Source organism: Pseudomonas agronomica, assembly GCF_025917275.1.
In the GTDB taxonomy this organism is placed as follows: domain Bacteria; phylum Pseudomonadota; class Gammaproteobacteria; order Pseudomonadales; family Pseudomonadaceae; genus Aquipseudomonas; species Aquipseudomonas agronomica.
The window spans coordinates 1-22,834 of the sequence record NZ_JAOSHO010000037.1 but is presented as its reverse complement, the minus strand read 5'-3'; the positions used below and the strand labels follow the sequence as shown (position 1 = coordinate 22,834).

Here is a 22,834-nt window from a genome sequence, read left to right as displayed (position 1 = left end):
CGCGATAGCGTCCTCGCCGTCAACGCAACAGGTACGGAATTTCCACTTTCACCGCCCCCGTCGGGCAGTCCTTTTCACAGGGCATGCAGTACCAGCACTCATCGAACGCCATGTAGGCCTTCTGGGTTGCCGGGTTGATCGCCAGCAGGTCCATGGGGCATACGTCGACGCACACCGTGCAGCCCTTGTGGGCGATGCATTTGTCCTCGTCCACGGTGACGGGGGCATTGGAGCGGAAGAATATTTCCTGGGGTTGATAGGCCATGGGTGTTCTCTTTGGGTGATGGGTTCACGCCGCGTCGGCACCGACCCGCAGCCGGTCGTAGGCCTGCAGTTCGTCGGCATCGAGGGCGATGATGTAGGGCTCGACGGCTTTCTTGAACGAGATCATCGTGCCGTCCTCGCCTTTCTTCAGATGGCAATGGCAGAACCAGTCGCTGTCGTTGCGTTGCGGGTGATCGACCCGATAGTGGTACAGCCCCCAACGGCTTTCCGCACGAAACAGCGAGGCGCGGGCGGCCATTTCGGCGCAATCGCGGATCACGCTGACTTCCATGGCGCGCATCAATTCGTGGGCGTTATGGGCCTTGATCTGGTCCAGGTCGCGCTGGATATCGCTGAAGCGTTGCAGGCCGATCTGCATTTTTTTCGTGACCTTCGGCGGTTGCAGGTAATCGTTGACGAAGCGGCGCAGCTTGTATTCCACCTGGGCCGGCGGCAGGCCATGCTCGCGCTCAAGCGGCGCGTAGACACGTGCCCTCTCCCGCTCGATCTGCCCGGCATCCAGCGCCGAGAAATCCTTCCCGGCAACAAAGTCGGCGGCGTTGTTGCCGGCAAACCAGCCGTAGGTGAACGCACCGAGCATGTAGTTGTGCGGCACCGCCGCCATGTCACCGGCCGAGTACAGGCCCTTGACCGAGGTTTCCGCCCGCTCGTTGACCCAAACGCCCGAAGCCGAATGACCGCTGCAAAAACCGATTTCGGAAATGTGCATCTCGACCATCTGCGTGCGGTAGTCGGTACCACGGTTGGCGTGGAACTGCCCGCGACTGGGCCGCTCGTTGCTGTGCAGGATCTCTTCGATGTTCTGGATGGTTTCCTCGGCGAGGTGATCGAGCTTGAGGAACACCGGGCCGTTGCCACCTTCGAGTTCCTGGTGGAACTCCCACATCATCTGTCCGCTCCAGTAGTCGCACTCGATGAAACGCTCGCCCTTGTTGTTGGCGGTGTAGCCGCCCAGGGGACCGGTGACGTAGGCGCACGCCGGGCCGTTGTAATCCTTGATCAACGGGTTGATCTGGAAGCATTCCAGGTTCGCCAGCTCGGCGCCGGCATGGTAGGCCATCGCATAACCATCGCCGGCATTGGTCGGGTTTTCATAGGTGCCCATCAGGTAGCCGGAGGCCGGCAGCCCCAAGCGCCCCGCCGCGCCGCAGCAGAGAATGACCGCCTTGGCCTTGATCACATGAAAGTCGGCGGTGCGGCAATCGAAGCCCATCACGCCGTTGACCGCGCCCTCGTCGTCGGTCAGCAACCGGGTGCAGACCAACCGGTTGGTGATGCTCACCCGCGCCCGTTTCAGTTGGCGATACAGCACCTTCTTGATGTCGTGCCCTTCCGGCATCGGCAGCACGTAGGCGCCCATGTGATGAACCTTTTTCACCGCGTAGTCGCCGGTTTCGTCCTTCTCGAACTTCACGCCCCAACGGTCCAGTTGCTCGATCGTTTCGAAGCTGTGCGTCGCGTAGGCGTATACCGCCGCCTGGTTGACGATGCCGTCGTTGGCGAGGGTGATTTCCTTGGTGTACTGCTCGGGCGTCGAGTGCCCCGGGATGATCGCGTTGTTGAGCCCGTCCATGCCCATGCTGATGGCGCCACTGCGCTTGACGTTGGCCTTGTCCACCAACAACACGCGCAAATCCCGGTTGCGTTCCTTGGCCTTGATCGCGGCCATGGGGCCCGCGGTGCCACCGCCGATGATGACGATGTCGTATTCCTGTTCGAGGGTATTTCCAAAGCCTTGGGTCATGCCTGCGTCCCTTTTTGCCGGTCGATCCGCAGGCGGTACTGGAAGGCATCGCCGCGGTAGTAGAGGTATTCGAAATCCAGCGGCTGCCCATCGGCGCCGTGGGTCAGGCGCTCGATGCGCATGACGGGCGATCCGACCTCGATCTCCAAGGCCTGGCACAGGTCGCTGTCGGCCAGCACCGCATCGATGGCCAGGTCCGCGTGACCGAGGGCCAGGCCGCAATCGTTTTCCAGGATCAAGAAGATGTCGCGGGTGACCAGGTCGGCTTTTTCAAGGCGCTCACCGAGTTCCTTGGGCAGGTAGGTGATCTCCAGGGACACCGGCTCGCGGTTGATCAGCCGCACCCGCTTGATCTGCGCCACCACGTCCCCTTCGGTCAGTTTCAGGCGCTCGGCCACTGACTTGTCCGCCGCCATGAACTTGAAGCTGCGCAGGCGGTTGATCACCTCGAAACCGCGGTCGGTCATGGACTCGGCCAGCCCCTGGAGGGTGCTGACGTTCTGGAAGGTCTTGGGCTTGGCGACAAAGGTGCCTTTGCCATGAATCTTGAAGATCAGCCCTTCCTTTTGCAGGTCGCCCAAGGCTTGGCGAACGGTGATGCGGCTGACGCGGAACAACGCGCCGAGCTCGCTTTCCGACGGCATCTGGCTGCCCTGAGGGTATTCACCATCGAGGATGCGTGCGCGCAGCACATCGCGCAGTTGGGTGTGCAGCGGCACGCTGCTGAGGGAAAGAACGTTGTCGGGCATGGTTCATTTCACTTGTCATAACGAGTTATGACGTGATCTTAGGGAAACCACCCGTGGCTTGAGAAATACCGTTTGGACATAACCTTAGAGCCGGGCTTCGGCGCCCTCGTTACGAAACGCACTGGGGCTCATGCCGGTCCAGCGTCGGAACGCCCGGCGGAAACTGCGCACATCGCTGTAGCCGACTTCTTCGGTGATGCGCTCGATGGACAACTCGGGATTGGCCAGCAGGTTCAAGGTCCGGCCACGGCGCACTTGTTCGAGCAAGGTTTCGAAGGTCAGGTTGTGCTCGGTCAGGCGGCGCCGCAGGGTGCGGCTGCTCATGTTGAGGTCTCCGGCGATCTTGTCGATATGGCTACCGCGGGTCAGGTCCCGGGCAATCGCCCGTTCCACGGCCTGGATCAGGTCGATTTTCTGGTGGACTTCGCTGGCCTCCTGCTCCAGCAAGGCCAGTGCCTGGCGCAGGGCCAGCGGATGATGGTTGGGCAAGCGCACCTCCAGCCAGCAAGCATCGATCAGCATGCGGTTCTGCCGGCAACCAAAGCGCACGACCGGCCCGAAGATCCGCTGGTACTCGCCCGCATAGGAAGGTGCGGCGTGCATGAATTCCACTGCCTCTGGCTTGAAGTCGGACGCCGCCAGCGCCCGGCCATAAACCAACACACTGGCGAAGAATTCTTCGACCGCAAACACCTGCACGTCGGCAAAGGGCAGTTGGCACGTCGCCTCGACCGTGATCCGGTCGCCGGCTTCTTCGGCGCTGATCTGCGCGATGCCGCCGGTAGTGCGCTGGTAGCGCACCCCCAGGGCGAAGACGTCGCGCAAGGTCTCGCACAGTGACAATACGTGTCCCAGCAAACCCAGGGTGCCCAGTACGTTGCGGTCACCGACCCACAATCCCAGCCCCTGGTCGGGTAACAACTTGAGCGCCCGCTGGATCATGACCACGGCCTGGCGATGGGAAATGCGATGGGCCGGGTCTTGCAGGTCATCGAGGCCGAACCCCAGGCCACGACACAGGATCGCCGCATCGAACCCCTTGTCTGCCACAACATCGGCGAGGGTCTGCAACAGGAACGGCGATACCAGCGCCAGCTCGAACGTGGGGTCGATGACTTTCATCTGCATGGGCGGGTTCCGGAGCACGTTAGGAGACGTTTTTGTAACCGGTTGTTTCTAAACGTTAGCATGGCCCAGTGAATATAGGCAGCCAATAATCTGGCCGCGCAAGTCCCCTCAATGGCCGCCAATACCCTGCCCTGTCGGCGGCGAACGGCTTATTTCTATGGCTCGGACCCTTGGTGCGTTTCCAACAATAATAACGAGCCCCTCCATGAACCCGATCCGCACGCGATTCACCCTGCAATTGACCTTGGGCCTGGCTTGCGCCAACGCCTTGCCGGCCCTCGCCACCGAATCCGGCGTCGATAACATCGGCACCGGCACCGACGGCTTCTATGTGCTGCCGCTGGAGGTCGACAGCCTCCCGGACCACATGGTCGCCTTCAACCTCTACTACAACCACTACAAGGCTCGAAAATTCAACATCAGCTCATTGGGCGGCGAAGTGTCGGGCGTCGAAATCGAATCCACGGCGGTGATCCCGCGCATCGACTACCTGAGCCCGCTGCGAGTGGCCGGAGGGCGACTGGGTATCTACGTCGCGCAGCCCTGGCTCAAGCAGGAGGTCGCCGCGTTCGGCATGAGTGACACGCGCGAAAGCATGGGCGACACCACCATCTCGCCCATCATCCTCTGGGACATGGGCAAGAGCCTGACGCTGGCCGCCGCGGTGGAAATCACGGTGCCGACCGGTGAATACGATTCCGATCGGCTGGCCAATACCAGCAACAATTTCTACACCTACAAACCGCTGTTTTCCTTCACTTGGCTGCCCACGGACAACACCGAGCTGTCGATGAAAACCACCTACAGCTTCAACCGCGAAAACAAGGACACCGATTACCGCTCGGGGCAGATTTTCCACTTCGATTATTCCGCCAGCTACCGGCTGAACGATAACGTGACGGTGGGCCTCAACGGCTACTACCTGAAACAGACCACCGACGACAAACAGTACGGCCGCACCGTGCAATTCGCCGGGCAGGACGTGGACGATGGCGTGCGCGGCGAGGTGTTCGCCATCGGCCCGGCGCTGCACGTGACCTTTCTCAAATACGCCAGCGCCGAGATCCGCTGGGCCAAGGAATTCGACGTGGAGAACCGCCCCGAAGGCGAGATGCTCTGGGCGAAGATCAGTATTCCGTTTGCGTTTTAAGCGGCCGGCCCATGACCATTGTGGGAGCGAGCTTGCTCGCGAAAGCGATGTGTCAGCTTGCAGAAATATCCGCAGTGCGGTCGCCATCGCGAGCAAGCTCGCTCCCACATTGAAACGGTGGCGATTTCAATTCATCCATCCAGCCGTCAGCTATAAACCGGCCAACTTTCCACAATCCTCCCCGCCCGCACCGCCAGCAAGTCACCAAACTGCAGCAACACCGATTCGGTCTGGGTCGGCCGCAGGAACACCTGGTCCTCCACCGCCAACCCCACCGCCGCGGAGCCGTTGACCATTTCCTGATTGGAGCTGCGTCCGTACAGATTGTTGACCTGCAAGCCGGGCGGTGATTCAAGGTCGGCCATCCAGTTGCCGCCGTAGATGAAAAAGGTCTCGCGCTGGTTCACGTCCCACCAGGAAAAAATCCGTGACGTGTCGTCCAGCGCCGGGATGTTCACCGCGCCGGTGCGTTTCAACACCGGCGTGGCGATGTAGACCGCCGGCACGTGTTCACTCAGCGAAGGCAAATCGTAGTGGCTGGGCTTGAGCATGGCCGTGCCCACCGACACCTCGGTGCTCAGGTTTTCCTGTTCATGAATGCGATAGCTGGGGCTGCCCGCGGTGTTGAGCGTCAAGCCAGGGCGCCAAAGATCGGGATAGCGCAGGCGCACGAAATCCACGCGCGCGCGGTAGATCGCCATGACCCGCGCCAACAGCGTCTGCGGCGTTGCGACGAACTCCGGCACGCCCATGCCCACGAACGGGTCGTAACCCATGAATCCGGCAAACTCCAGTTGGGCCGGGTGGGCGCGGATCGCCTTGAGCATCGCGTCCAGGCTCGCCTCGTCAGCGATCCCGCCCCGGTGCAGGCCGACGTCCAGCTCCAGGTTGACCCGCAAGCGAATGCCCAGCGCCAGGGCCAATGCCCGGTACTGCTCCAGTCGCTCAGGCGTGTCGAGCAGCCATTGCAACTGGCGCGCCGGGTCGAAAGGACCTTTGTGCAGCATGTAGAACAGTTCGGCGGAACGCACCGGCAGGGGCTTGCCCAGCAGAATGTCGGCCTGGGGAAACTGCACTGCGTCATGGTTGAGAAACGGCTGATGGAATGACATCAAGCGCCGGGGCTCGGCACGCTGGGCGATGTAATTCAGCAGGCCGGGGGCCGGCAAGGACTTCTCCACCAGTCTCAACTGCTTGCCGGCGCGTTGCACGGAGGCCTTCACCACGTCGATGTTGTGGTCGAGTCGATCCAGGTCGATGAGCATCACCGGGCGCATCGGGCCATGGTCCTTGAGCTCACGGTTGAGCTGGCGAAAATAGTCGCTGTACGGCGCGCCTCGGTCCTGCGGTCGCAGCCAGGCACCGACACCCGCCAACAACATCCCGGCGCCCAGCGTTCCCGCCAGGAAGCGACGACGATTGAACCCCATCAGCTCGCCCCCAGGATCGTCGAAAGATGTCCATTGAGAAACTTGCCGCCCGGGTCCAGGGCCTGGCGCACCCGGGCGAACTCCTCCCAGCGGGGATACAACGCTTGTAGCGTCCTGGCGTTGAGCGAGTGCAACTTGCCCCAATGCGGGCGCCCCTGGTATTTCCAGAAAATCGGTTCGATGGCCGCGAAGAAGTTGTGGTGATCCATCTGGTAATGCTGATGCACGGAGATGGCGCAGCTGTCCCGGCCTTCGAACATGCTCAAGGGAATGTCATCGGCCTTCACGTAGCGATACTCGATGGGAAACCAGGTGCGCAGGTTCTTGTCGCGGATCAGCGCGAGGATTTCCCGCAGGCATGCCGGGCCCTGGTCAGCCGGCACCGAGTACTCCATTTCGTTGAAGCGCACGGTGCGGGCGTTGGCGTAGATGTCATGGGAGTCGCCGACCCGATCATCGAAATCGGCCACCCAACGCAGGCTGTTGAGCAAGGCTCGGCGGGTCGCCGGGAAATCGCTGCCGTACTTGTCGAGGTTCTCGATCACGCTGACGAACTCGTTGCCGCCCTCCTCCTCGGGACTGATCGGCGGCGTGGCGGGGTCGGTGGTTTCGTTCAAGGTGATCGACAATGCATAGTCCGAATGGGTCACGACCTGCATTTCCCAATGCTGGTTGTCGCGGGTATTGGCCTCCACGTCCTCGAGCAATTCCTCGGTCTTCGCCACCCACTGGCGCTCGCGCAATCGATAGGCCGCGCGGTTTTGCAGGCGCACGCGGGTTATCAGTCCCAAGGCGCCCAGGGAGACCCGGCCGGCACTGAGCACCTCGGGATGCTGCCGGGCGTCGCAATCGAGCACCTCGCCATTGGCCGTGACCAGTTGCAGGCCGACGACCTGGGACGAATAGGAACCGAACGCCTTGCCCGTGCCATGGGTCGAGGTGGCGATGGCACCGGCCAGCGTCTGGTAGTCGACATCGGCCATGTTCGGCAGCGCCTGGCCAATGGCCTGGAGCGCCGTGCCCATGCGCGACATCGGCGTGCCACCGCCGAATTCGGCCTGCAGGCTGGCCGCGTCGTGATCCAGCAAACCGCTGAAAAAACTCAGAGAGAGCAAGGTCCCATCCGTGGGCACCAAGGCGCTGAAGGAATGGCCGGAACCCACCGGGCGGATCCGGCCTTCGGCGCGGCGCACCACCTGCACCAGTTCATCCAGATCCTGAGGGGCGAGGCGCGCGACCGGCAGGCAACTTTGGGCGCCCGACCAATTGCGCCATGGAATCAATCGCGGGGCGCGCATCAGTTCGGCCAGGGCGCCCGGGCTGCCCAGCGCAGTGAGGGCCGCGACAACGCCGGCCTGTTGCAGCAATCGACGTCGCGAGTAATCCATGGTCATGCCGGAAAACCCCTTGTTGGATTATTGGAATCGTTGTCCGGACATGAAGGCAATCAGGGCCAGGAACTGCTCTTCGGAACAGTGCATGCACAGGCCCATCGGCGGCATGCCGTTGTAGCCGTTGATCGCATGATCGAGCAGCGTCTCAGCGCCCTGTGCCAGGCGCGGGGCCCAGGCGTGGGTATCGCCGGTCAACGGCGCTCCGGCGGCAGGATTGGCGTGACAGAGCTTGCAACTGCTGTCGTAGATCCGGGCCAGCGACGCATCGCTGGGCATGGCCGTGATTGCGGTGGGTGTGGGTGGCGTCGGCGCGTCATCGCAACCGGTCAACAGGGTGAGCAGCACGATGGAAATGGCAGGATGCAACGAAAATCCGGGTAACCGCATAGGGCCCTCTCGCGGCGCTTTCTTATTGTGGGTCTGACGGCTTCCACACTAAGGCACCCCAGCGTTTTGGCTTGAGGTCATTGCGGGCCATAAAAGGGGGCTTCGGCGGACATCCTCCTGCTGGGATCGCCCGCAGAACCGCGTAGAAACCATGCGCAAATATTGGAAACCATGTAGGAACTGCCGAGTGAAACGAGGCTGTGATCTTTCCCAAGACGCTTGAATCTCAAGCAAGAGATCAAAAGATCGCAGGCTTCGCCAGCCCCTACACAGCCACGGGGTACGGCGCGCTCAGGGCAACAGCAATTTCTGCTCGCGCTCGCACAACTGCACCACGTAATCCCACAGCACGCGCAGCCGTACGGATTTGTGCAGTTCGCGGCGGGTGCTGATCCAGTAGCTGCGGCAGATGGTTTCGGCCGGCAACAACGGCACCAGCGTCGGGTCGCCGCTGGCCATGTAGCACGGCAGCACGGCAATTCCCAGGCCCGAGCGCGCGGCCTGTTGCTGGGCGATCACGCTGGTGCTGTGGAACACCACCCGAGGCTTGCGGCAAAAGCTGTTGAGAAACATCAGTTCCTGGCTGAACAACAGGTCGTCGACGTAGCCGATCCAGGCGTGTCGAGCCAGGTCCTCGCGGCTGCGCAAGGGCGGCGAGCGATCCAGGTAGGCCTGGCTTGCATAGAGCGCCAGGCTGTAGTCGGTGAGCTTGCGCGTCACCAACAGGTCGGCCGCCGGGCGTTCGAGGTGGATGCTGATTTCCGCCTCGCGGTTGAGGATGCTGACGAAGCGCGGCACCGCCACCAGTTCCACCTCCAGCCCCGGATAACGCTGGAACAATCCGTCCATGCGACTGGCCAGGAACATGATGCCAAGCCCTTCCGTCACCCCCAGGCGGATCTTGCCCAGCGGCGCGCTGGACTGGGTGATGTCCTCCTGGGCCAGCAACGCCACGTTCTCCATGGCTTCGGCATGCTTGAGCAATGTCTCGCCGGCCGGGGTCAACTCGTAGCCCTGGGCATGCTGGACGAACAGCGCAGTGCCGAGACTTTTTTCGATGGCCTCGATGTGCCGCGCCACCGTGGCGTGGGTGGTGTTCAAGCGCCGCGCAGCCGTCAACAAACGCCCGCTGCGTTGCAGCTCCAGGAAATAACGCAGGTCATTCCAGTCGAACATGGGGCGATCCTTGGAGGTGCCTGAAGGCAGGACTGTTTATAAACGCACAGCGGCTGCGCAAAAACTAACATTCTTTTGACGAAAACTAACAACTAGGATGAATGCCACAAAAACAATAAACGAGGTCGCGAATGCAACCTGTCGTCGATGAATACGATTACGTGATCGTGGGTGCCGGCCCTGCCGGGTGCTTGCTGGCCAATCGGCTTTCGGCCAACCCGCAACACCGGGTGCTGCTGCTTGAGGCCGGCGGGCGCGATAACTATCCGTGGATTCACATTCCGGTCGGCTACCTGTTCTGCATCGGCAACCCACGCACCGACTGGTGCTTCAAGACCGAAGCCCAACCGGGCCTGCAAGGACGCGCCCTGAGCTATCCGCGCGGCAAGGTCCTGGGCGGCTGTTCATCAATCAACGGCATGATCTACATGCGTGGCCAGGCCGGGGACTATGATGGCTGGGCCGCCGAAGGCAACGCTGGCTGGGCCTGGAAAGACGTGCTGCCATTGTTCAGGCAAAGCGAAAACCACTTCGCGGGCGATTCCGAAATCCACGGCGCGGCCGGCGAATGGCGAGTCGAACGCCAGCGCCTGTCATGGCCGATCCTCGACGCCTTCCGCACCGCTGCCGAGCAGAGCGGCATCCCCAACGTCGATGATTTCAATGGCGGTGACAACGAAGGGTGTGGCTACTTCCAGGTCAACCAGAAGGCCGGGGTACGCTGGAATGCGGCCAAGGCCTTCCTCAAGCCGATTCGCAATCGCCCCAACCTGACGGTATTGACCGAGGTCGAAGTCGACCGCGTTTTGTTGCGCGATGACCGCGCCCAAGCCGTGAGCGCTCGTTGGCAAAGTAAAAACATGACCTTCAAGGCCCGCAGGGAAATCGTCCTGTGCGCCGGGGCGGTCGGTTCGCCGGGCATCCTGCAGCGTTCCGGAATCGGCCCGCGCAGCCTGCTGCAACGCCTGGGTATCGGTGTGGCGCACGAGTTGCCGGGCGTGGGTGGCAACCTGCAGGATCACCTGCAACTGCGGCTGATCTATCAACTGGAAAACGCCCGCACCCTGAACCAGATCGCCGGCACGCTGTGGGGCAAGATGGGCATGGGCCTGCGCTACCTGTATGACCGCAGCGGCCCGCTGTCCATGGCCCCCAGCCAACTCGGCGCGTTCGCCCGCTCGGGGCCGGAACAGACCTCGGCCAACCTCGAATACCACGTGCAACCGTTGTCACTGGAACGTTTCGGCGAACCGTTGCACAGCTTCCCGGCGTTCACCGCATCGGTGTGTGATTTGCGCCCGATGAGCCGCGGCCGGGTGGACATCCGTTCGGCCGAGCCGGGTGAGGCGCCGCTGATCCAACCCAATTACCTGAGCCATCCCGAAGACCTGCGGGTCGCCGCCGACGCCATCCGCCTGACCCGACGGATCGTCGCCTCCCCGGCCCTCGGCGCCTTCAAGCCGGTGGAATACCTGCCGGGCGCGAGCCTGCAGGCCGAAGAGGAACTGCACCAGGCCGCCGCCCGCATCGGCACGACGATTTTCCATCCGGTGGGCACCTGCCGCATGGGCCAGGACGGTGACGCAGTGGTGGATGCGCAACTGCGCGTGCACGGCATCAAGGGCCTACGCATCGCCGACGCCTCGATCATGCCGCGCATCACCTCGGGCAACACCTGCTCGCCGACGTTGATGATCGCCGAGAAGGCGGCGCGGATGATGCTTGAGGTAGACACCCGAATCACCACGCCGCAGAAGGAGCCTGCCACGGTCTGAAGATCTCTGAAGATCCCTTGTGGGAGCGAGCTTGCTCGCGATAGCGGTTTGTCTGACGCGTAGATGTTGGATGTGCCGTCATCGCGAGCAAGCTCGCTCCCACAGGGGCTGAGTCGATTCAAGGAAAGTGCGTCAAATCAGGAGACGCCCCACCCGGCGTCGCAGTGGAACAACAAAAACAATCACTGTGAGGGATACCGCTATGTCTGAACATGTTCAGCCCCTGGAAGCCACGCGCAGCGCCGGCACCAGCCAGGAAACCCAGAAAGTCATCTTCGCCTCGTCCCTCGGGACGGTGTTCGAGTGGTACGACTTTTTCCTCTACGGCGCCCTCGCGGCGGTCATCAGCAAACAGTTCTTTGCCGGGGTGAACGACACCACGGCGTTCATTTTCGCCCTGATGGCCTTCGCCGCTGGCTTCATCGTGCGGCCGTTCGGTGCGCTGGTGTTCGGACGGCTGGGTGACATGATCGGACGCAAATACACCTTCCTCGCGACCATCGTGCTCATGGGCCTGGCCACGTTCTGCGTCGGCCTGCTGCCCAACTACGCCAGCATCGGCATTGCCGCGCCGATCATCCTGGTGCTCCTGCGCATGCTCCAGGGCCTGGCCCTGGGCGGCGAATACGGCGGCGCGGCGACTTATGTCGCCGAGCATGCGCCCATCGGCAAGCGCGGTTTCCACACCAGTTGGATTCAGTCCACCGCCACCCTCGGGCTTTTGCTGTCGCTGCTGGTGGTGCTCGGTTGCCGTTATTTCACCGGCGATCAATTCGAGGTCTGGGGCTGGCGCATTCCGTTCCTGCTGTCGATCCTGCTGCTGGGCATTTCCACCTGGATTCGCCTGAGCCTGCACGAGTCGCCGGCCTTCCTGAAGATGAAAGAAGAAGGCAAGTGCTGCAAGGCGCCGATCCGCGAATCCTTCGGCAAATGGGAAAACCTGAAGGTGGTGCTGATCGCCCTGTTCAGCATCAACGCCGGGCAAGCGGTGACGTTCTACGCCGCGCAGTTCTACGTGCTGTTCTTTCTCACCCAATTCCTCAAGATGGACCCGGCCCTGGCCAACAGCCTGCTGATTGTGAGCGTGGTGATCGGCGCGCCGTTTTTCATCTTTTTTGGCTGGCTGTCGGACAAGGTCGGGCGCAAACCGGTGCTGATGATCGGCCTGCTGCTGGCGACGGCGCTGTACTTTCCAATCTTCAAGACGCTCGCCCACTACGCCAACCCAGCCATCGACCAGGCGAGCCGCCAGGCGCCGATCAGCGTGATCGCCGACCCGGCCACCTGCACGTTCCAGTTCGACCCGGTGGGCAAGGCGCGATTCGACAGCCCGTGCGACAAGGTCAAGACCTTCCTGGTCAAGCAAGGCCTGCCCTACAGCAGCGTCGCGGCACCGGCCGGCAGCCCGGTGCAAGTGAACGTCGGCGACGTGAAGCTCGAAGGCTACGACGAGGCCGCGCTGCGCGGCGCAGTGACCTTGGCCGGCTATCCACAAAAAGCCGATGCCCAGCAGATCAATCGGCCGATGATCGTCGCCCTGATCGTGGCGCTGATCATCATCTCGGCCATGTGCTACGGCCCGCTGGCGGCGCTGATGGTCGAGTTGTTTCCAACCCGGATCCGCTACACCTCCATGTCCCTGCCCTACCACATCGGCAATGGCTGGTTCGGCGGTTTCCTGCCCACGGTGTCGTTTGCCCTGGTGGTCTACACCGGGGATATCTTCTACGGGCTGTGGTACCCGGTGGTGATTACCGGCGTGAGCCTCGTCGTCGGGATGATCTGCCTGCGGGAAACGCGGAACGTGGACCTGGATAAAAACTGAAACGCCTACAGGAGCTGCGTAGGAGCTGCCGAGCGAAGCGAGGCTGCGATCTTTCCAAGGACACTTGAATCTCAAGCGAAAGACCAAGACCAAGATCAAGATCAAGATCAAAAGATCGCAGGCTCCGCCAGCTCCTACGCAGCCCTAGCGGGAGCAAGCTCCCTCGCCACGGGGCCGCATACTTGATCAATGCACCTGATGGCTTTTGACTGTGCTCTCCACCAGATCCAGCATCTGCCCCAGCGCCCACGGCTTGGCGATGAACGAGGCGTGATGCTTGATCCCGGCGCTTTCCGGGGTCTCGTAGCCGGACATGATCAGTAGCGGAATCTGCGGCCAGCGATCCCCGGTCAGGTTGGCCAGGTCCGCTCCGTCCATCGCTCCGGGCATGGTGATGTCGGTGAGTAGCAGGTCCACGTAATCGGCGCTTTCCTCGAGAAAGGTCAACGCCGAATCGGCGCTTTCCCGAGGCTCGACGACGAATCCTTCCTCCTCCAGGATTTCGCAAAGGAACTCCAGGATGGTCGGGTCATCCTCAACAACGAGAATCAAACGTGTGGTCGCCTGTCCGTTGCCCTTCGGCATCGAATTCATGAAGTGACTCTCCCTGATTCCATTAACTTGCCTTGCGGTTTCACCCGCTCTGCAAGTTATGAGCGATGCCCTGGCGATTAATTCATTCTGCTTGTCCACACACGCGCCGGGCGTTGCGCCTGGCGGACCGTTGCAACGCAGCGCAACGCTTTATCTGTATATCCATACAGATAAAGCTTGCCCCGGCGTCGATCCCTGACCATGCTAGCGCCCCATGAAACCTGCTTAGGAAGAGGCGTTATGCGGTTGTACCTGTGTGAAAAACCGTCCCAGGCCAAGGACATCGCCGCCGTGCTGGGCGCCACCCGGCGCGGCGACGGCTGTTGGCTGGGCGCGAACGTCACGGTCACCTGGTGCATCGGCCATCTGCTGGAAACCGCCCCGCCCGACGCCTACGACGCCCGCTACAAGCGCTGGGTGCTGGCCGACCTGCCCATCGTGCCGGTCCAATGGAAGATGACGGTCAAGCCGAAAACCGCCAGCCAGTACAAAGCGGTCAAGCGCCTGTTGGGTGAAGCAAAGGAACTGGTCATCGCCACGGATGCCGACCGCGAGGGCGAAATGATCGCCCGGGAGCTGGTGGAGCATTGCCGCTATCGCGGGCCGATCCAAAGGCTGTGGCTGTCGGCCCTGGACGAGGCGTCGATCCGCAAGGCCCTTGCCGCCCTCAAGCCAGGGGCGGAAACCTTCAACCTGTACCATTCGGCCCTCGGTCGCTCCCGGGCCGACTGGCTGATCGGCATGAACATGAGTCGCCTGTTCACCTTGCTGGGACGCCAGTCCGGCTATCAGGGCGTCCTGCCGGTGGGCCGTGTGCAGACACCGACCCTGCGGTTGGTGGTGGACCGCGACCGCAGCATTGCCGATTTCGTACCGGTCGCCTACTGGGCCATCGATGTCCAACTGAGCCATACCGGCACGGCGTTCATCGCCCAGTGGCGCGCCGACCCGGATGCCTGCGACGACCAGGAACGCTGCCTGAACCAGGTCCTGGCCCGAGAGGCCGCCCAGGCCATGACCAACGCCGCCACCGCCCGGGTGATCAAGGTGCGCACCGAGCGGTTGCGCGAGGCTGCACCGCTGCCGTTCGACCTGGGCACCCTGCAGGAAGTCTGCTCGAAGAAGCTCGGCCTCGGCGCCCAGGAGACCCTGGACATCGCCCAATCGCTCTACGAGACCTACAAGCTCATCACCTATCCGCGCAGTGACTGCGGATTCCTGCCCTTGAGCCAGCACAGCGAGGCGCCCGCCATCCTGGCCGCCCTCGCCCAGGCCGACCCGGGGCTCGCCCCGCTGCGTGATCACCTGCAGCCGCAGCGCAAGTCCCGGGCCTGGAACGACGCCAAGGTCAGTGCGCACCATGGCATCATTCCCACGGCGGCGGCGAAGAACCTCGACAAGCTCGCCGGCAAGCAACGCGCCGTCTACACGCTGATTCGCGCACGCTACCTGGCGCAGTTCCTGCCCAACCATGAATACGACCGGACCCAGGCCGATTTCGATTGCGCCGGGCAAGACCTGCGCGCGGTGGGCAAGCAGATCATCGAACACGGCTGGAAACGCGCCCTGCCCGAAGCCCTGGCGCCCGCGCGAGGTCGCGAAGCACCGGCACCGCAAACCCTGCCCGCACTGGCCGAAGGTCAAGATTGCGCAGTGGACGAGGTGAAACCCAAGGACCTCTGGACCCAGCCGCCCAAGCCATTCACCGAAGGCGACCTGATCAAGGCGATGAAAAACGTTGCCAAGTTGGTGGAAGACCCGCTGCTCAAGCAGAAACTCAAGGACACCACCGGCATCGGCACCGAAGCGACCCGGGCCTCGATCATCCAGGGCTTGCTCGACCGTGGCTATCTGGTGAAAAACGGCAAGGCCCTGTCCGCCACCCCGGCGGCGTTCAGCCTGATCGACGCGGTGCCTCGGGCAATCGCCGACCCCGGCACCACTGCCATCTGGGAACAGGCCCTGGACATGGTGCAAAGCGGTGAGATGAGCCTGGAAGAATTCGTCACCCGGCAAGCCGCCTGGATGAGCAAGCACGTCGCCCGCTGCCAAGGCATGAGCCTGACCATCAACGGCCCCGCCAGCCCCGCCGGGCGCGGAGCGGCGCCGTGGAAGAAAAAACGCAAGCCGGCCAAGCGCAAGGCTGGCGGTGCACCGCGCAAGGCCAGCAAGGCCCCTTGAACTCAAAGGAGGTCCTCTGTGGCCTCGCCCCCTTTCGCTACTTTTTCATACCCAAACCATTTTGTCCGACAATATGTAGTGACCAAAAATAATCACTACAAAACCGTTGACGCCTCCGATTTCGCCTTGCATGATGCAGACGTCTCCCCGATCGGGAGTACAGGTAAATGTTTGAGCAAGCTCGTCTGACCGCCGAGCTGTTTTTTTGGATAAGGGACTGCCCACAAGGCAGATTGAAGGTGCTGACCTGGCATGACCGTCCGGTGACAAGGACGAGAAGCGCTGGCGATCAATCCTCATGACGCATGGGCTCGACCCTCTGAAGTCGACACTGGCCTGATGATTCTTCGCTGTTTCTCCTCGTTGTAGCGCATTTGCGTAGCAGCCCTTCGATTGACACTACACAACCGATGCACGAACCCGCTGAAGTCCGGCGGACGAACGCTGACGGCCTGATTTCGGTATCAGGCAGGCAATTTACCGAACAGCGAAGTTTTGCGAACCACCAGACAGATCAACCAAATGGTCAAGGGGCTTACACATGAATCTGAACAATCAACCATCTATTGATGAACTGGCTCGCATGTTCGCAGCACACAAGGACAGCCTGGATAGCCATATCCTGTGGATCAGCAAGACTGGCCAGGTCCATATGGACTGCCTCTCGCCTTTCACCCAGGAAGATGAATTCGAAAAGCACCAGCAAGACTTGTGTGCGCGGCTGAAAATGTACCGTCGCGGCCAAGGCTACGTCGGCAAGAAAGCCGCCGCCGACAAAGACTTCATGGGCCGCGTGCTGCAGACGCTGACCCAAGCCTGGCCGTCGGTACAGCACTCCCCTGAGGTCCGGGTCATCGACCGCCTCTGCTGATATCCCACAAACAAAAAGGGCCCGCTCCTGACTCAGGAGCGGGCCCTTTTTTATCGCATCTGTTTAGAACACCGACCAGCCGATCCGTTGACTGAGCAGCTCCAGCGCCGCCATGCCGGCCAGGGAGTTGCCGGCCGCGTTGAGCTCCGGCGACCAGACGCAGACTGTGAACTGCCCTGGCACCACCGCGACAATCCCGCCGCCGACACCGCTCTTGCCTGGCAGGCCGACACGGTAGGCGAAGTTGCCCGCCTCGTCGTACAGCCCGCTGGTGGCCATGATCGAGTTGACCTGCTGGGTCTGGCGGGCGCTGAGGATCTGCTCGCCGCTGTGCTTGCAGAAGCCATCGTTGGCGAGAAAGCAGAACGCCCGGGCCAGGTCGATGCAACTCATGCGCAGCGCGCAATGGCTGAAGTAACTGCGCAGCACCGCTTCCACATCGTTATGGAAGTTGCCGAAGGACTGCATCAGGTAGGCCATCGCCGCGTTGCGGGCCCGGTGCTGGTATTCCGACTCGGCGACCTTGCCGTCCACCATTACCTGGGGATTGCCCGACAAGCGCCGGACGAAATCGCGCATCGACAGTGCCGGAGCGGCGAAGCGCGATTGGTTGATGTCGCAGATCACCAAGGCCCCGGCGTTGATGAACGGATTGCGCGGACGGCCGCGCTCGAATTCCAGTTGTACCAAGGAGTTGAAGGGCTGGCCGGACGGCTCGTGACCCAAGCGCTCCCAGATGGCCTCACCGGAATGCTCGATCGCCTGCACCAGGCTGAACACCTTGGAAATACTCTGCACCGAGAACGCTGTCTCGGCATCGCCCGCACAGTACAACTCGCCGTCATTGCTATACACGGCAATGCCCAACTGATTGGCCGCCACGGTGCCAAGGGCGGGAATGTAGTTGGCCACCTTGCCCTGACCGATCAGGGGGCGAACCGCATCGAGGATCTCGTTCAACAGTGCTTGCATGTGCGCAGGGGTCCCGTCATTCCCCGTTCGAGTGCGGGGATACAGACGCTAGACGCTGGTCAGGCGAATCAGAGCACACTGGGTTGGCCAAAAAAAGTGGCGAGGGAGCTTGCTCCCGCTGGGCTGTGGAACAGCCCCCTTGCTGGTCGCCGCAACCGGACAGTCCGAGCGATTGGATGAGGGGCCGCTGCGCGGCCAGCGGGAGCAAGCTTCCTCGCCACAAAAGCGTCCGTCCAAGGGTTTCGAAAAGTGATGCGGGCGCTAGTCGCGAAATCCCGCGGTCTATAGTCAAGGATCAACCGGCAGGAGGTACACGATGCGCCAGATCATGCAAAAAGAACCCTGGTGGGCCGCGCCGCCCCAGCCCGGGCAGGATGAAAGCGAATTGGAATGGGGGTGGCTGGTGATCTACAGCGAAGGCGAGCCGCGCTTCGAATTCATCAAGGAACGCCCTTCGGACGAACAGATCCGCCATCGCAAGGGTTGTCGCGTCACGCTGGGGTCTGACTAGCAACGCTGATCAAGGCGCAATGGCAGGCAGCTCCGGTGGCCGATTGTCGAGGTCCGCCTCCACCAGGTTGCTATCGATTTCCCCTGCAAGGTAATACACCGCCGCCATCACCCCGCTGAGGGGATGCTTGAGGGATTTGAACCAGGCTTCGTCAAACGCCGTGCTCAGGCTCTTGCGGATTTGCGCTTCCATTTCCGGCCGTTCGCCCTCATGGATCATTGCGCGAATGCCCGCCACTCCCACCGAAATCAGTGCCCCAGCCGCTTTTCCGGCCACGGCCGCCGCCGCGCCGGTCGCCCCTCGCGTGGCAAATTGCGCTTCGATTTTTTCACTGGTGCGTTGCGCCACCGTGGCGATCACCGCGTCCGACGGACCTGAGCCGGTGTCGGCGGCCTTGTCGACATGGTCGATCAGCGCCGCATAGGCCGGCAATGTATCGAGCGGTTCGGTGTGGACCATTTCGTACAACGACGCATTGCGCGCCGCTGGCGGGCCGAGGTTGATGGCCCGGATGCCATGCAAACGTCGGTTCATCAATTGCGCCGGGATTCGATGGCGCTGGGCAATCACCTGGACCTGTTGATTGAGCAGCTGCAGGTAATAACGTGTGGCGTTTGCCCTGATCGCTTCCGGATCGATTTCCAGCGCCACCGGCTCCAGCACTTGCTCGCGATACTGTTCCTGCAGGTACACCGCCAGGCGCCTGGCCGGGGAATCCGTCTCGCCCTTGGCGCTGGCTGAATACCAACTGACCTTCACAGCCATCCATTCCTGGGTCCAGTAGCTGCTGAACCACGGAATGAATGCAGCCTCGGTGCGCTCATACACCAACACCCGCCAATGCTCCATCGAACCGCGGGCATAAACCTGGGCCTGTTCGGTAGCGCTTTTCGACGCGGCGAGGATAAGTTGGTCGACCTGCCGCCAGGTATCCTGGGAAATCGCTGCCATGGCAACCTGCTGGCCGCGCTGTGACGTGGCGCACCCCGCCAGGACGAGCATCACGGCCAGCAACAGTGAACGCAGCACAATGGCGCCACCCCTGTATCAAGGGATCCACAGACTGAGTATAGGCTGATGAAATCGGGTCAGTCCGCAGCCATTAAAACCGGGTGAAATGCTTGAATTGCCAGTCGTCAGCGGCACCTTTCACAGAGGATTTGTGAGCGGCGCCACTCGGCGTCCAATCAGTGCGCTGACCAACCAGCGTGCCCAGGTACGGCCGGGCGATTTCCAGCACACGCTCATGGTCCATCTGTTCGGGTTCGACGATGCCACGGTCCGGATGCTCGATCGCCCAGACGATCCCCGACAGCACCCCCGCCGCCACTTGCAGGCTGGTGGCGTTGTTGAAGGGCACCAAAGCGCGGGCTTCGTCGATGCTCAACAGCGAGCCGAACCAGTAGGCATTCAAGTCATGCCCCATGAACAACACGCCCAGAGCATCGATCCCACCGCTGTCGATCTCACCGTTGAGGATGCGCTGCCGGGTTTGCATCTGCCAGCCTCGACCGATCAGTTCGTGGACCGACAGCAATGCGTCATTGCAAGGGTGATAGGCGTAATGCAGGGTCGGCCGATAGACCAATTTGCGTTGTTCCTTGACGGTCAGCAAATCGGCCGTCGAAGCGGTTTCATGGTGGGTGATCATCAGGCCCACGCACGGGCCGCCCAGGGGTGTCCAGGTTTTTACCAGCACGCCGGCACTCGGCCGCTCCAGATAAATCGCGTTGCGGCTTCCAAAACGATGACGCCGCGCGGAGGCCGGCCACGTACGTTCATGGCTGCCCCATCCTAGCTCCGCCGGCTGGCTGCCTTCGCTGACGAAGCCCTCCACCGACCAGGTGTTGACGAACTCATCGTCCTCCTTGGGAACGTGGGAACGTTGGGTGTCGCGCTCGGCAAAATGAATGACCTTGATACCCAGCTCCATGCTCAACAGGGCCCAGTCGACGCCATTACGGTTCTCAGGTAACGGATGATCCAGCTGCACGGCCAATTCCACCAGGCCGGCCTTGAGCAAATGGGTGATCAAGCCAGGGTTGGCACCGTGGGCGACCACCGCTGTCGGCCCCTTGCCCAACTTCTTGCGCAGATCCAGCACCTGGTAGCGCAACGCGTAATTGGTGCGATGGGACAGGTCCAATTGCGGATCGCTGTAGCCGCCGGCCCACGGCTCGACGCAAGTGTCCAGATACAGGGCGCCTTTGTCGAAGGCGTACGCGATGACAGCCAGGGAGCTGACTTCCACCGACAGGTTGACGATGAAGTCACCAGGCTTGACGAAGCGATCGAGGATTTGAGCAAAGGTTTGCTCGGTCAACGCCTTGCGGAAAAAACGGATGCCCCGTTCCTTGAACCAGATGTTCTGCTCGACCACCGGGGCGATCACGGTGATCTGCTCGACGTCGATGTGGTCCTGCCTCAGTAGCAGGGGCAACGTGGCCCGGGCGATGGAGCCGAAGCCGATGAAGACCAGATGACCGGTGAACGGGACCTGACGTTTCATGTGCCGCCTCCTTGGGAACGGTGTACCGCGCATGAAATAACCGAACGACGGCCGATGCTACCGTCAGCGTTGACAGGCGCGACGCAAGGTTCAGCCCGCGCCGCGCCCTGCCCGCCTACGAAGTACCCAATCCGCCGGACAGGTCTGCACCGGAGTGCGCCCGTTCGTGGGCTGGCGTGACGGTTAGCTGGTCGCGGTGCTCGTCTCGGTGCTCGGTGGTCTTGCTCACCGTGTCGCGCACCGTTTCATAGCCCTCGCGCGCCTTCTGCCTGGCCTTGTCGGTCAGCCCGGCGCTGGTCTTGCCCATCACGCGCTGCTCGGTGGAGGTACTCGGCAAGGCTGCGCCGAGCATCGCCCCGAGGGCGATACCCGCAGCCGCCATCATCAACGGTTGTTCCTTGAGCAAGCGGCTGAACTGATCGCCCAGGTCATGGGAGCCCTGGGTCATGCGATCTCCCGTTTCATGCGCACGGCTGCGGGCATGGCGAGCACCAGCGCTCAAATCATCGGCCAGGTGAGAGGCCTTGTCCTTGAGGTGATGGAAGCCTTCGCGCAAGGAGTCGGTGGTGTCGTGCAGATGATTCCTGGCACTGCCCAAGCCACTCGCAAGCCCCTCGCTCCATCCGCTGCCGTCCTGGTCTGGGCCGACGCGATAACCGACCCGAGGCGGGTGATTCTGCCCGAGCATCAACCAACACAGGCCAACCGTCGTGAGCACGGTCGGCACCGGGTTGTTGCGCACCGTCGTGCCCAGGTTGCCGAAGAATTCCGCGCCATTGCCCTTCACCAGGCCCAACGCCTGGTCGAGCATCTGCCCCGGTGTGAATTTGCTGCCCAGGGCATCGACGATGTCGCTGATATGGGCGCGCTGCTCATCGATCTCGCGCTCGATGGTCTCCGGGCTCTTTTGCGATTCGGTTTTGAATTCATCCTTCATGAGGCTTTCCTCCGCAGGGCTTCCTGATCTTTGTTCAAGGCGTCGAGCGTTCGGTCAGGCTTGAAATGGGACGGTTCGAACTGTTTCTTGCCGGATTGCACCATGACAAACCCGATGATCATCACCACGACACCGACGATCAGCGCGGCCAGCCACGGCGCCATCATCGTGCTCAGGCCATACACCACCGCCATCAGCAGGATGATGAAACCGGCCATCAGCACCATCGCGCCACCGGCGACCCCGGCGATGCCAGCCTTCAAGGTGTTGAGGCTGGCCTGGAACTCCGCCTTGGCCAGTGCCAGTTCCTTGGTAAACAGCGAGGGGACTTCGTGGGTCAGTTGTCGAAGCAGCCCCACGACCGAGGCATCGTTTTCAGGCACCGAGGTCCCGGCGGAACGCTGGATATCTGGGTCTGGTCGGTTCATCACAATTCTCCTCTGGTATTGGCCGAGTCCGGCAACGAACCGGTGGCGAAATCACCGGGATGGTCCTGGACGCTGGGGGAAGTCGGGGTGATGCCAGTGGCCAGGCCGCCGCTCGTGGCGGCGCCAGGACCGATCGGGTCAGGCACCGGATCGAACCGCTGGGCTCCGAACCCACCGGCGGGGGGCGTTGAATGTCCGGCGGCTGGGTCGTCGACCTCGGTGGCAACCGGCGAAGTGCCGGCCTTGAGAAACCGCGACAGCCCGAACCCCACCGCGATGCTGCCGGCGAGGAAAAGGCCGGGGTTTTCCCGCGCCAGGCGAGACCCGTCCTGCAGCAACTGCTCGGCGCTCTTGTTGCGCAATGTGCCGGCCAGGCCGCTCATGCTATCGGCCACGTCTGCCAGGTAATGCGACAAGCCAAGCGTGTCGTTGGCTTCGAGTTCCGACATGGCGGACTTGGCGCCGCGCGCCAGTGCATCGATCTGGTCCGCCGCGGTATCGCGGTACTGGCCGAAATGCGCGTCGGCCCGTTCGCGGGCGCTGCCGATGGCTTCGTTCACGTCCTCCTTGATGTTATTCAACGACTCTTCTGGTCGCCCACGGCTTGAAGTGTCGTTTTGTCGCTCGGGGTTATTGTCCGGGATAGTCATGTCTGTCCATCGCCTCCGTGATGAAAAACTCAACAACAGGCAATCGCCGTGGCGATGCCCGATTAAGTGCCTCTCAGAACAAGTGACGGGACGCGCGCGAGCTGAGTTCAAATGAGTTTGAGGGCTGGACGCTGGGTG

Annotated in this window: 21 protein-coding genes; 6 read left to right on the top strand and 15 right to left on the bottom strand. The window is 62.1% G+C overall.

Annotation, left to right across the window (positions count from 1 at the left end):
• Positions 1–19 precede the first annotated feature (19 nt).
• The 4 genes from OC610_RS05575 to OC610_RS05560 all read right to left on the bottom strand — a co-directional run bounded on the left by OC610_RS05575 (position 20) and on the right by OC610_RS05560 (position 3,906).
• On the bottom strand, positions 20–265 hold the full coding sequence (locus tag OC610_RS05575; protein WP_003180418.1) for a 4Fe-4S dicluster domain-containing protein: 246 nt from the start codon (positions 263–265) through the stop codon (positions 20–22).
• A 24-nt stretch (positions 266–289) separates the two neighbouring features.
• The gene (locus OC610_RS05570; protein ID WP_264426924.1) at positions 290–2,029 is read right to left on the bottom strand and encodes a fumarate reductase/succinate dehydrogenase flavoprotein subunit; all 1,740 of its coding nucleotides are present in this window, start codon (positions 2,027–2,029) and stop codon (positions 290–292) included.
• Positions 2,026–2,778: a GntR family transcriptional regulator gene (locus OC610_RS05565; protein WP_264426923.1), complete on the bottom strand. Its 753-nt coding sequence runs from the start codon at positions 2,776–2,778 to the stop codon at positions 2,026–2,028. The genes OC610_RS05570 and OC610_RS05565 overlap by 4 nt, the downstream gene beginning before the upstream one ends.
• 84 nt (positions 2,779–2,862) lie before the next feature.
• The gene (locus OC610_RS05560; protein ID WP_264426922.1) at positions 2,863–3,906 is read right to left on the bottom strand and encodes an AraC family transcriptional regulator; all 1,044 of its coding nucleotides are present in this window, start codon (positions 3,904–3,906) and stop codon (positions 2,863–2,865) included.
• A gap of 205 nt (positions 3,907–4,111) precedes the next feature.
• Between OC610_RS05560 and OC610_RS05555 the strand changes: the two genes are divergently transcribed.
• Positions 4,112–5,056 (top strand): SphA family protein, encoded by a 945-nt coding sequence (locus tag OC610_RS05555; protein WP_264426921.1) that lies wholly within the window; start codon positions 4,112–4,114, stop codon positions 5,054–5,056.
• Between the two features lie 146 nt (positions 5,057–5,202).
• Here the strand turns inward: OC610_RS05555 and OC610_RS05550 are convergent, their stop codons facing one another.
• From OC610_RS05550 to OC610_RS05535, 4 genes are all read right to left on the bottom strand, one after another.
• Positions 5,203–6,411 (bottom strand): DSD1 family PLP-dependent enzyme, encoded by a 1,209-nt coding sequence (locus OC610_RS05550; RefSeq protein ID WP_264426926.1) that lies wholly within the window; start codon positions 6,409–6,411, stop codon positions 5,203–5,205.
• Between the two features lie 74 nt (positions 6,412–6,485).
• Positions 6,486–7,874, bottom strand: coding sequence for a D-arabinono-1,4-lactone oxidase (locus OC610_RS05545; protein WP_264426925.1), 1,389 nt, complete (start codon positions 7,872–7,874; stop codon positions 6,486–6,488).
• A gap of 27 nt (positions 7,875–7,901) precedes the next feature.
• Complete coding sequence (locus tag OC610_RS05540; RefSeq protein ID WP_264426920.1) at positions 7,902–8,267, bottom strand: c-type cytochrome; 366 nt, start codon at positions 8,265–8,267, stop codon at positions 7,902–7,904.
• A gap of 291 nt (positions 8,268–8,558) precedes the next feature.
• On the bottom strand, positions 8,559–9,443 hold the full coding sequence (locus tag OC610_RS05535; protein WP_264426919.1) for a LysR family transcriptional regulator: 885 nt from the start codon (positions 9,441–9,443) through the stop codon (positions 8,559–8,561).
• A 131-nt stretch (positions 9,444–9,574) separates the two neighbouring features.
• Between OC610_RS05535 and OC610_RS05530 the strand changes: the two genes are divergently transcribed.
• Complete coding sequence (locus OC610_RS05530; RefSeq protein ID WP_264426918.1) at positions 9,575–11,218, top strand: GMC family oxidoreductase; 1,644 nt, start codon at positions 9,575–9,577, stop codon at positions 11,216–11,218.
• Positions 11,219–11,420: 202 nt separating this feature from the next.
• Complete coding sequence (locus OC610_RS05525) at positions 11,421–13,043, top strand: MFS transporter (protein WP_264426917.1); 1,623 nt, start codon at positions 11,421–11,423, stop codon at positions 13,041–13,043.
• A gap of 186 nt (positions 13,044–13,229) precedes the next feature.
• Here the strand turns inward: OC610_RS05525 and OC610_RS05520 are convergent, their stop codons facing one another.
• Positions 13,230–13,637 carry a response regulator gene (locus OC610_RS05520; RefSeq protein WP_264426916.1) on the bottom strand — a complete coding sequence of 136 codons (408 nt, stop codon included), beginning with the start codon at positions 13,635–13,637 and terminating at the stop codon, positions 13,230–13,232.
• Positions 13,638–13,877: 240 nt separating this feature from the next.
• Between OC610_RS05520 and OC610_RS05515 the strand changes: the two genes are divergently transcribed.
• Together OC610_RS05515 and OC610_RS05510 are read left to right on the top strand one after the other, a co-directional pair.
• The gene (locus OC610_RS05515) at positions 13,878–15,818 is read left to right on the top strand and encodes a DNA topoisomerase III (RefSeq protein WP_264426915.1); all 1,941 of its coding nucleotides are present in this window, start codon (positions 13,878–13,880) and stop codon (positions 15,816–15,818) included.
• A gap of 541 nt (positions 15,819–16,359) precedes the next feature.
• The gene (locus OC610_RS05510; RefSeq protein ID WP_264426914.1) at positions 16,360–16,689 is read left to right on the top strand and encodes a hypothetical protein; all 330 of its coding nucleotides are present in this window, start codon (positions 16,360–16,362) and stop codon (positions 16,687–16,689) included.
• Positions 16,690–16,752: 63 nt separating this feature from the next.
• Here OC610_RS05510 and glsB read toward each other — a convergent pair whose 3' ends face one another.
• Positions 16,753–17,661, bottom strand: a complete 909-nt coding sequence (gene glsB / locus OC610_RS05505) for a glutaminase B (RefSeq protein ID WP_264426913.1) — start codon at positions 17,659–17,661, stop codon at positions 16,753–16,755.
• Positions 17,662–17,977: 316 nt separating this feature from the next.
• On the opposite strand from glsB, the gene OC610_RS05500 reads away from it, so the two are divergent.
• Positions 17,978–18,172, top strand: coding sequence for a hypothetical protein (locus tag OC610_RS05500; RefSeq protein WP_217861629.1), 195 nt, complete (start codon positions 17,978–17,980; stop codon positions 18,170–18,172).
• Positions 18,173–18,181: 9 nt separating this feature from the next.
• Here the strand turns inward: OC610_RS05500 and OC610_RS05495 are convergent, their stop codons facing one another.
• The 5 genes from OC610_RS05495 to OC610_RS05475 form a co-directional block, all read right to left on the bottom strand.
• Positions 18,182–19,201 (bottom strand): hypothetical protein, encoded by a 1,020-nt coding sequence (locus tag OC610_RS05495; RefSeq protein WP_264426912.1) that lies wholly within the window; start codon positions 19,199–19,201, stop codon positions 18,182–18,184.
• Between the two features lie 73 nt (positions 19,202–19,274).
• Complete coding sequence (locus tag OC610_RS05490; protein ID WP_264426911.1) at positions 19,275–20,681, bottom strand: saccharopine dehydrogenase C-terminal domain-containing protein; 1,407 nt, start codon at positions 20,679–20,681, stop codon at positions 19,275–19,277.
• A 115-nt stretch (positions 20,682–20,796) separates the two neighbouring features.
• Positions 20,797–21,618 (bottom strand): DUF3618 domain-containing protein, encoded by an 822-nt coding sequence (locus OC610_RS05485; RefSeq protein ID WP_264426910.1) that lies wholly within the window; start codon positions 21,616–21,618, stop codon positions 20,797–20,799.
• Positions 21,615–22,046, bottom strand: coding sequence for a phage holin family protein (locus OC610_RS05480; protein WP_181290644.1), 432 nt, complete (start codon positions 22,044–22,046; stop codon positions 21,615–21,617). Before OC610_RS05480 ends, OC610_RS05485 begins: the two co-directional genes overlap by 4 nt.
• Positions 22,046–22,696 carry a hypothetical protein gene (locus tag OC610_RS05475; RefSeq protein WP_264426909.1) on the bottom strand — a complete coding sequence of 217 codons (651 nt, stop codon included), beginning with the start codon at positions 22,694–22,696 and terminating at the stop codon, positions 22,046–22,048. Before OC610_RS05475 ends, OC610_RS05480 begins: the two co-directional genes overlap by 1 nt.
• Positions 22,697–22,834 lie beyond the last annotated feature (138 nt).

What these genes read in the sequence shown, in the direction of transcription:
- OC610_RS05540 (WP_264426920.1), bottom strand. Translation starts at nt 8,267, where the DNA reads ATGCGGTTACCCGGATTTTCGTTGCATCCTGCCATTTCCATCGTGCTG.
- OC610_RS05525 (WP_264426917.1), top strand. Translation starts at nt 11,421, where the DNA reads ATGTCTGAACATGTTCAGCCCCTGGAAGCCACGCGCAGCGCCGGCACC.
- OC610_RS05485 (WP_264426910.1), bottom strand. Translation starts at nt 21,618, where the DNA reads ATGAAGGATGAATTCAAAACCGAATCGCAAAAGAGCCCGGAGACCATC.
- OC610_RS05475 (WP_264426909.1), bottom strand. Translation starts at nt 22,696, where the DNA reads ATGACTATCCCGGACAATAACCCCGAGCGACAAAACGACACTTCAAGC.
- OC610_RS05565 (WP_264426923.1), bottom strand. Translation starts at nt 2,778, where the DNA reads ATGCCCGACAACGTTCTTTCCCTCAGCAGCGTGCCGCTGCACACCCAA.
- OC610_RS05510 (WP_264426914.1), top strand. Translation starts at nt 16,360, where the DNA reads ATGAATCTGAACAATCAACCATCTATTGATGAACTGGCTCGCATGTTC.
- OC610_RS05545 (WP_264426925.1), bottom strand. Translation starts at nt 7,874, where the DNA reads ATGGATTACTCGCGACGTCGATTGCTGCAACAGGCCGGCGTTGTCGCG.
- OC610_RS05490 (WP_264426911.1), bottom strand. Translation starts at nt 20,681, where the DNA reads ATGAAACGTCAGGTCCCGTTCACCGGTCATCTGGTCTTCATCGGCTTC.
- OC610_RS05555 (WP_264426921.1), top strand. Translation starts at nt 4,112, where the DNA reads ATGAACCCGATCCGCACGCGATTCACCCTGCAATTGACCTTGGGCCTG.
- OC610_RS05570 (WP_264426924.1), bottom strand. Translation starts at nt 2,029, where the DNA reads ATGACCCAAGGCTTTGGAAATACCCTCGAACAGGAATACGACATCGTC.
- glsB (WP_264426913.1), bottom strand. Translation starts at nt 17,661, where the DNA reads ATGCAAGCACTGTTGAACGAGATCCTCGATGCGGTTCGCCCCCTGATC.
- OC610_RS05520 (WP_264426916.1), bottom strand. Translation starts at nt 13,637, where the DNA reads ATGAATTCGATGCCGAAGGGCAACGGACAGGCGACCACACGTTTGATT.
- OC610_RS05515 (WP_264426915.1), top strand. Translation starts at nt 13,878, where the DNA reads ATGCGGTTGTACCTGTGTGAAAAACCGTCCCAGGCCAAGGACATCGCC.
- OC610_RS05575 (WP_003180418.1), bottom strand. Translation starts at nt 265, where the DNA reads ATGGCCTATCAACCCCAGGAAATATTCTTCCGCTCCAATGCCCCCGTC.
- OC610_RS05530 (WP_264426918.1), top strand. Translation starts at nt 9,575, where the DNA reads ATGCAACCTGTCGTCGATGAATACGATTACGTGATCGTGGGTGCCGGC.
- OC610_RS05480 (WP_181290644.1), bottom strand. Translation starts at nt 22,046, where the DNA reads ATGAACCGACCAGACCCAGATATCCAGCGTTCCGCCGGGACCTCGGTG.
- OC610_RS05535 (WP_264426919.1), bottom strand. Translation starts at nt 9,443, where the DNA reads ATGTTCGACTGGAATGACCTGCGTTATTTCCTGGAGCTGCAACGCAGC.
- OC610_RS05500 (WP_217861629.1), top strand. Translation starts at nt 17,978, where the DNA reads ATGCGCCAGATCATGCAAAAAGAACCCTGGTGGGCCGCGCCGCCCCAG.
- OC610_RS05560 (WP_264426922.1), bottom strand. Translation starts at nt 3,906, where the DNA reads ATGCAGATGAAAGTCATCGACCCCACGTTCGAGCTGGCGCTGGTATCG.